4 protein-coding genes are annotated in these 8,198 nt (G+C 37.4%); all 4 read right to left on the reverse strand.

The genetic code is table 11. The annotated features are described in order from the left end of the window. Nucleotides 1-403: 403 nt before the first annotated feature. From ACT8YW_RS20625 to ACT8YW_RS20640, 4 genes are read right to left on the reverse strand one after another with little or no spacing between them, the layout of a single operon-like run. A complete protein-coding gene (locus ACT8YW_RS20625) occupies nt 404-1,405 on the reverse strand; it encodes a DUF4973 domain-containing protein (protein WP_259025857.1) in 1,002 nt (333 codons plus the stop codon). 18 nt (nt 1,406-1,423) lie between these two features. Then, on the reverse strand, nt 1,424-3,463 hold the full coding sequence (locus tag ACT8YW_RS20630) for a RagB/SusD family nutrient uptake outer membrane protein (protein ID WP_444106988.1): 2,040 nt from the start codon (nt 3,461-3,463) through the stop codon (nt 1,424-1,426). A 14-nt stretch (nt 3,464-3,477) separates the two neighbouring features. Then, nucleotides 3,478-6,591 carry a SusC/RagA family TonB-linked outer membrane protein gene (locus ACT8YW_RS20635; protein ID WP_444106989.1) on the reverse strand — a complete coding sequence of 1,038 codons (3,114 nt, stop codon included), beginning with the start codon at nt 6,589-6,591 and terminating at the stop codon, nt 3,478-3,480. Nucleotides 6,592-6,611: 20 nt separating this feature from the next. Continuing rightward, nucleotides 6,612-8,126, reverse strand: a complete 1,515-nt coding sequence (locus ACT8YW_RS20640; protein ID WP_444106990.1) for an IPT/TIG domain-containing protein — start codon at nt 8,124-8,126, stop codon at nt 6,612-6,614. Nucleotides 8,127-8,198 lie beyond the last annotated feature (72 nt).

Raw genomic sequence — 8,198 nt, forward strand, 5'->3', positions numbered from 1 at the left:
CTAAAAATCCCCAGTTACAGGAATTCAATAAGCTTGGATCCCAATACTCGTTCTATCGTCACTGTTTCTACTTTTTTGTTATTTGTAAATTTAATCTTAAAGAATGAATTAATAAGAGATACTCATTCTTCTTAACTTAAAGCCTTTTATTTATATCAAATTCTTTATTATCATATCCGCAGCATACTGTAAGCAATTTAAACAGCCTGTCATTGAACTCGATTTAGACAATGACAGGCTACTTAATTATTTATCTTATATTGAATATTAAATTATTGTCGTGATTCAATCACGTAAGTCGTTTACAGAATCACGCCTAACTTATTCTCTTATTTTATGGTATTTATCTGCTAATCCATAAAATATAATTAGATCATCAGGCTGGTTCTTAATTTTTCATTATTTACCATTCAATCTGCTGATCTTCGTCTGGAATCTGAGTATTGAGATTTCGTTCCAGTAGCATTGTTCCTTTAACTTTATAAAGAACTTCTTGATTCCGAGAAGTTACATCTTTAAAATCATATTCAATAGTAAATGAAACATAACGATGTTTTAGATAAGGTCGTGTAGCATCCATAGTTTCCGTTATACTGTAAGCAGGAGTACCGTATAGCTTAAATCCAATCTTTTCTTCATCATCTGCCCACATACTCAATGATTTGTCTTCATTGAAGCGTATATATATTTTATAGAGCTCCCGTTCATCTCTTGATAAATCTTCGCTCATTAAACCGGCATAAAAGAAAATAGTATTATTATCTACCACATATGCTGTACGATTATTGGTTACCATCGGTTTATTATCAGTACTTCCATTTGCATTTCGAATATACACTTCCATTGTACTTGTACTATATGAACCAGAATAATCATTAAAAGGAATTACACGCAATAATGCTTTTGCATAGTTTTTACGTGGATGACCTTGATAATTATAGGAAACATCATCAACGATAGTTAGAGGTAACACCCATTTATCTGTCATATTGATCCCTCTCAAATCAAAATCAATATTTAGCTGTTCCACACATGTCCCTGCCGGAATATGAACTGTTTCCGGGAATTCATATTTATCTTTCTCCAATAGCGTATACCATAAATCTGTACGCCCGCTGAAACGTTCCCTATTTAATATTTCCAAGGTATCCTCGTATAGTGCTACATGGACATCTATATCTTGTTCGTTCGTAGTTGACCCACTAACTATAACCGGTAACTGATAGCGTACTTTTCCATCAGGGTTGTATCTCACATATATTGGAGTTACCCCATTATCTTTATCGTTTATAGGTGCTTTAAAAGAAATATATTGCCGATACTGCTCATCTTTCCACTCATCATTACAAGAAGTGATCAAGAGCAACATACATAGTGCAAACCAACAATTATATATAATTTTCATACTTATATCATTTTAAAATTAATCATTGTATGTCCAACCCGGATTTTGTGTCAACAGCTTATTGCGTTTCAACTCCTCATGACTGATAGGCCAGAAATATAATTTGCGAGAAAAAGCAGTTGGAAGTTCATTGACTACAATTGGCGAATGAAACGCTGCTCTATTTTCTTCAGTCATAAGAGCATCACAGCCATATATTTCCATTGACTCTTCAACCGGAGCATCCTTCCATCTACGGAGATCAAAATAACGATGTCCCTCTCCCATAAGCTCTATTTGTCGTTCACGTTTCAATTTCTTACGAAATACATTCCGGTCTTGATACTCTGGCAATGTATAATCGGGAACCCCTGCACGGCAACGCACAGGACGAATGCCTTTTTTCATTTCATTAATATCACGTTTGACAGAATAACTGGCAGAGCCATCCCAAGATGGAATGTCGTATGAAGAGCCATCTTCCAACTCATTCAAAGCTTCAGCGTAAATCAATAAGATTTCAGCAAAACGAATAGCAGGTTCCGTTTTTAGTTTGACATAGTCCTTATTACCTTTTGCCTCAGAAGTATCGTCCGGATGAACAAATTTCATGATTCCAATACCAGTGCGAAGCCAAAAATTAGAGTTGGTGTATCCATTACCATTACCACGGTAATAAAATACTTGTTGCTCTACTGGTTTAGGATCTTTAAGCGTCGAATTATTCAATAGAGGCCATACACAACCATTAAAAGCAACCGAGGCATAGAAACGTGGTTCACGCCATGCGTACTCTTTCCATACTCCTTTCCTTAAATAAGGGTACGTCCCCGCATTCCCTTCCTTTTCAGTTACAAAACGGTTCTCAACTTGGCAAGTGTCCAAAAAGGTCTGTCTGTCAAACTCAGAACCATTATACATATAGTAAGCATCACACATCTTTTGTGTCATACCATGTGTATTCCAGCCATTGGCACTGGTAGGCAATTGATGTAATACCATATCTGCAAGATTACGGTCACCTTGATTTTGTCCACGACTGAAAATAAGTTCAGGATTATCAAACATAGACAGGGCTCCATTAAAAACTTGTCGATAGGATTCGAAGGGATCGATATCACGATATCCATTTGGCCAATCTGCATTCTCAAAATCCTTATCAGAATAAGGAGGAAGTGTCTTCGGATAACCTGCAGCGGCTTCATCTCTTTTCTTCACAGTGTGTAACACATAACGGTGTCCATAATTGCTTCCCGGGAGTTCCATAACGTCTCTTGCTGCTGCAGCGGCTTTGGCCCATTTGTATTCATTATATTCCTGTGCTAACAAACATCTTCCGTCATGATCTACCAAATCTGTAAATCTTTCGGTATCTTCAGGACGAGGGTTATTAATAGGACTTGCTGCGTATAATAGAACTTTTGCGCGTGCAGCTAATGCGGCTCCTCTAGTAGGACGGGAGGTATGATTCGCTCCCCGGTCCAAAGGTAAATCTTTGGCTGCCAAGCGCATTTCAGATTCGATATATTCTACACATTCATCATAGGAATTACGTTGGCAAGCCAGATCATCATAGCTGGCTGTATAATCGAGCCCTTCCTCCGGCAATAAAGGAACAGGACCATATTTGCGGAGCAATAACCAATAATAGTAAGCACGTACAAAACGAGCTTGTGCTTTCAGGTCAGCTCTTTCAGCTTCTGTAAACTCCATATTCATGTCGATATTTTGAATGAAAATGGATGCCTGGCGAATGCCTTTATAACTGGCTCCCCATGATTGTCGCTCTCCTTCACTATAAGTCCCTGTTTTAAAGGTGTTATAAATATCACGGTCACCAAAATAAATATCATCGGCAAAACACCACAGTATATTATCTTTGGTTCCAACATCCATATTCTCTCCTTTAAGATAGGAATAAGCATGAGCTAACCATTCTTCCGAGTATTTTTCATTAGTAAATACATCTTCCAGTGTCATACGGTCTTTAAAATTTTTATCCGAATCCAGCTGGTCTACACACGAAACGATGATTGTCCCTAACAGGGCACCTATACAAAACTTATATATCTTTTTCATTTTACACATATTGATTAGATATTAACAGTCAATCCTAAAGTCATTACCCTAGACAGTGGGTATTCCGCCCCTGTGGAACTTCCTAATTCCGGATCCCATTCTTTAAATTTAGCGAATGTCAATAAGTTGGTACCAATAAAGAATACACGTATATTATTGAACTTAATCTTATTTACAATTGATTTAGGCAATGTATACCCTACTTCTAAAGTCTTCAAACGTAAATATGAACCATTTTTTAGCCAGAAAGTGGACTTTTGTTGATTATTGTCATTTCCACCATAGCTAAGCCGTGGATAAGAAGCATTCGGATCTTCATTAGCAGGAATTCCAAGCTTAGCTGCTGTGTCTGCATCAACCCAACGATTAGCTACTAAATTTCCCAAAACATTTCCCCACTGACTATCCTTGAAGGCAAATACCGTAGATCCATTTATGAAGAATGAAGACTTTCCTGCTCCTTGAAAATGGACATTGAAATCAAATCCTTTCCATTGTGCAGAGATACCAAATCCGTAAATCAGATTCGGTTTGGTAGTCGCACCGATAGCTACTTTGTCACCATCATTGATTACACCATCTCCATTAACATCTTTATATTTAATGTCACCCGGTTGTACTTTTCCCCATGCTGTCTGTTGAGGACTGTTACGAATATCATCATAATCTTTAAAAAGACCTAATGCAATCAAACCTTTAGCTTGGTTTACACGGTAACCCGCTTCTGTCTGGTAAGGATAAACAGTATTTTCTTCATCCTTCTCCAATATCTCATTCTTACTATAAGTAAAATTACCACGAACCGTGAGGTTCACTCTGTTTATTTTCTGTTTATAGGCAAAATGACCATCAAAACCTTGCGAACGTACACTACCCACATTTGCTTTAGGATTACTTCTCACAATTCCTACTATGCCAGGTAGATATTTACGTTCCATATAAATACCATCGCGTTGTTCATGGAAATAGTCTACAGTGGCTGTAAACTTATCATTAAACAAAGAAAGATCTACACCTATATCGTGCTTTGTTGCAATTTCCCAAGTAACGTTTTCAGAAGCTAATTGAGTATATGCCATACCATCATAAGAATTGCCATAACCATAATCACCCCAATTCCAACCAGGAAAGGTTACGTCCTTATCATTTTCTTTATATGACTTAGCAATTGTATATAGATAAGGAAAACGTTCACCCAATTTATCATTACCTACTTTACCATAAGAGTAACGCAGCTTGAACATATTCATCCATTCCAGATGTTTCTTAATGAATTTCTCTTCTGCAATATTCCAAGCCAGAGAAAAAGCGGGGAAGAATCCGAATCGATGTCCATCGGCAAAGTTTTCTGATCCGTTATAACCGAAGTTAAAATCTACGAAGTAACGATAATTCCAGTTATAGCTAGCACGTCCTGCCAAGCCCATATGACGTTTGGCAATGCCATTCTTTATATCTGTACCAATATCTACTGTGGTCCGATAAGCATCCTGACTATATTTTAAAGTACCACCTACGTGATGTGCTTTGAATGCACGATTGTAGTGTAAAATTGCTTCTAAGAATTCAGTCCGGTTACCTGTTGAAGTAGAACTTTGAGTCATTTTTTCTTCTGCTCGCTGTTCTTTAAAAGTAATTTCTCCATTAGTATTTCGAAAACGCTCTGCACGCCATGTTTGAGGCATCTTCTTGCGACTAATTTCATTCGTATTATTGGTATCGAAACCAAAACGACCTTCAAAACGCAATCCTTTAGTAATAAAATCCAGCTTCTGTTCCAAAGAAATATTAGTCTGAACCTTATTTTCCCAAATTTCAAAATATCCAGTTTGTGTTGCCAATACCCATGGATTGGAACGTTCATCTTCTTTTCCAAATGCTGGTACATAACCATTGGAATACATTACTGGAATACTAATCGGGCTTTGATTTATTAATGATGCCCACACATTTCCACCTTGTCCAGGGGCATTACGTTTCTTTAAAGAACCGGAAACACCGACTTTCACAAGAGTCGTTTTTGTAATGTCAATATCGGTATTCAAACGATAATTCCATCGTTGACTACCGGGATTGGTATTATAATCTTTACGAACTGCTTCATCTGTCTTATACATACCTTCTTCACTAATATAACTTAGTGAAACAAAGTAGCGTGCTGTATTACCACCACCATTCATGTTTACATTAGCACGATATGTCATTGCTCCATCTTTCAATAATACATCTTTCCAGTCTACATTCGGATATAAATCCGGATCAAGTCCTAAACGTAGAATTTCCAATTCGTCATTTTGATAGATTGGTTCTTGATTACGAGTAATACGTGCTTCATTCATCAGTCTAGCATGAGCGTATCCATCCACAAATTCCGGTGTGATAGTCCGTGTGTTATAAGATGTTTCCACTTTAGCACTGATATTGATTTTACCAGCTTTACCATGTTTTGTTGTAATCAATACTACACCATTAGCACCACGAGGACCGTAAATTGCTGTAGTAGAAGCATCCTTTAAAACAGTAAACGATTCAACATCCTCAATATTAATTTCATCAAGACTACGCTCAAATCCATCTACTAATACTAAAGCCGAGTTATCAGCTCCGAAAGTAGAAATACCACGAATCCAGAATTCCGAGGTGTTTTTTCCAGGCTGACCGGATGTCTGCATAGCTAGAACACCTGCCACATTACCAGCCAGAGCATTTGAAAGATTTGCTGTCGGATTTGCTTTCAAATCGTTTACATTAACGGTAGTCACCGCTCCAGTCACAGTTAACTTCTTTTGTGCACCGGTTCCTGTAATAACGACTTCATCAAGCTCACTTGCTTCAGATTCCCTCATAATTACATCGACTACCTGCTGCCTTTTCACCAATACTTCTTGTTTATCAAAACCTATATATGAAAATACTAGTCTTGAAAACTCTTCAATACTAATTTTATAGCGTCCGTTAATATCCGTAATGGCTCCTAATCCAGCCTGATCTTTTACTGTTACATTGACACCGACCAGCGGCTCTTTATTTATATCCGTCACTACTCCTGTTACTTCAATTTTTTTCTGTGCAAAAGCGGCAACAGAAACCAGTAACAGGCAAATGGTGATAAAATTCTTTATTTTCATGTGTTTTTTCTTTTATTCGGTTATTGTTCTCCCTCTTCCGGTTGATCCTCTTCCGGATGTTCTTCTGCCACTTCAGGAATCTTTTCTAATGCTATCTTTCGGATACGATGATTATTTACATCACCCACATAAAAAGTTTCCGTATCCTCGTCATAAGCTAAAGCATAAGGATAATCAAAACGTGCTTCGTCACGCAAATGGCCGTCCACATATCCATTAGCATGTACATTCATTCCTGTACTTCCTCTTCCGGCAAAAGTAGAAACTACTCCATCCGGAGTCAATTTGCGTATACAGTGATTATTACGATCTGTAAAATAGAAGTCATAACAATCCTCTTTATTCGCATCCTCATACTCTTTGTTAAATACGAAGACTCCTTGTCCGGGTTTATTCAAGCGTGCTTTTGTTCCTGCCAAATCTTTATAATCCGCTTGTCCGGGTTGTCCACAAACGATATACGGAGTTGTAAGCCGCTTGTTAACTCTGTCATAATTTGAACGGAGAATATAGTGCTGATTCTGTACCATCATATAAACATAATCACCAGATGGATGAACGATAAAGTTGAATTCCCAGTTGGCATCCTGAATCGTAAACAGTTCTTCTGCATGAGCTTTATTATCATCTGCTCCCCATTGGTAAAAATCATATCTGAGCACGGCCCCTGAGCCAAAGAAGTTATAGTATAATTCACCATTTTCCGGATGTATCATTGAGTTCTGACACCCTCTACTTGTGGTCAGACGTTTTACTACAGGATTCTGGAAATCTGTAACATCAACCATATCATTGTCTTGGTTACGGATTAACATTATATTACTTGCGGCATTATCAGCTCCTTTTGAGCATGCTATAATCATAGTATCTTTACTTAAAGTCCATGACATGCTACGCAAACGGTCGGCTCCTTCCGAACTACCGGTTATTCCAGTGTATATTCTTTCATTTTTCAAATCCAATATACGCATCGGCTTACCATTACCATTATTTTCTGCATCCTGAGTCAAATACAGGATATTGTGATTTTTCGGGTCAAATTCGAACCATGCAGGAAAATCTATTTTACCACAGTCACTAAAAGGACCTTCCTTTATAATTTCTCCATTACCCTTCTCATCTACATATCCACATAAAGTTGATACGACCTTTTGTGGAACATATTTATATTTTGATGATACTATAACATCTTGTTCACCGACTTTTACTTCAATAGTTCCTTCGTAACATTGCTGCGGGGTAATACAATACAAACTATTACCTTTCGCATTAATTACTTTTGCTTCTTTCCCGCCTATTTTCACAAAGACAATAGAGGAATCAGTACCGAAATTACTACCGTAAATAATCATCCGAGTGTTTGCTCCTCCTGCTTTGGGAGCAAAATCCGTCACAATCACCGGTTGGCTGGGATCATAAGGTTCCGCAGACACATCTTTATCATCTTTACAGCTACTGAAGCAAATCGTAAAGAGTAATAATAGAGTCATCCATTGAAATACAATGATCTCATGTCTCATAGTTTTACATTTCATAATACACCAGATTTAAATTATTGATTATTCTGAACTTTATCCATTAATACCTTCATCCAGTATCCTCCGATC

It is taken from the genome of Bacteroides sp. (assembly GCF_052357945.1).
In the GTDB taxonomy this organism is placed as follows: Bacteria; Bacteroidota; Bacteroidia; order Bacteroidales; family Bacteroidaceae; genus Bacteroides.

Bases quoted from the DNA above. Each gene is read 5' to 3' on its own strand.
- ACT8YW_RS20625 (WP_259025857.1), bottom strand. From the start codon at position 1,405: ATGAAAATTATATATAATTGTTGGTTTGCACTATGTATGTTGCTCTTG.
- ACT8YW_RS20630 (WP_444106988.1), bottom strand. From the start codon at position 3,463: ATGAAAAAGATATATAAGTTTTGTATAGGTGCCCTGTTAGGGACAATC.
- ACT8YW_RS20635 (WP_444106989.1), bottom strand. From the start codon at position 6,591: ATGAAAATAAAGAATTTTATCACCATTTGCCTGTTACTGGTTTCTGTT.
- ACT8YW_RS20640 (WP_444106990.1), bottom strand. From the start codon at position 8,126: ATGAAATGTAAAACTATGAGACATGAGATCATTGTATTTCAATGGATG.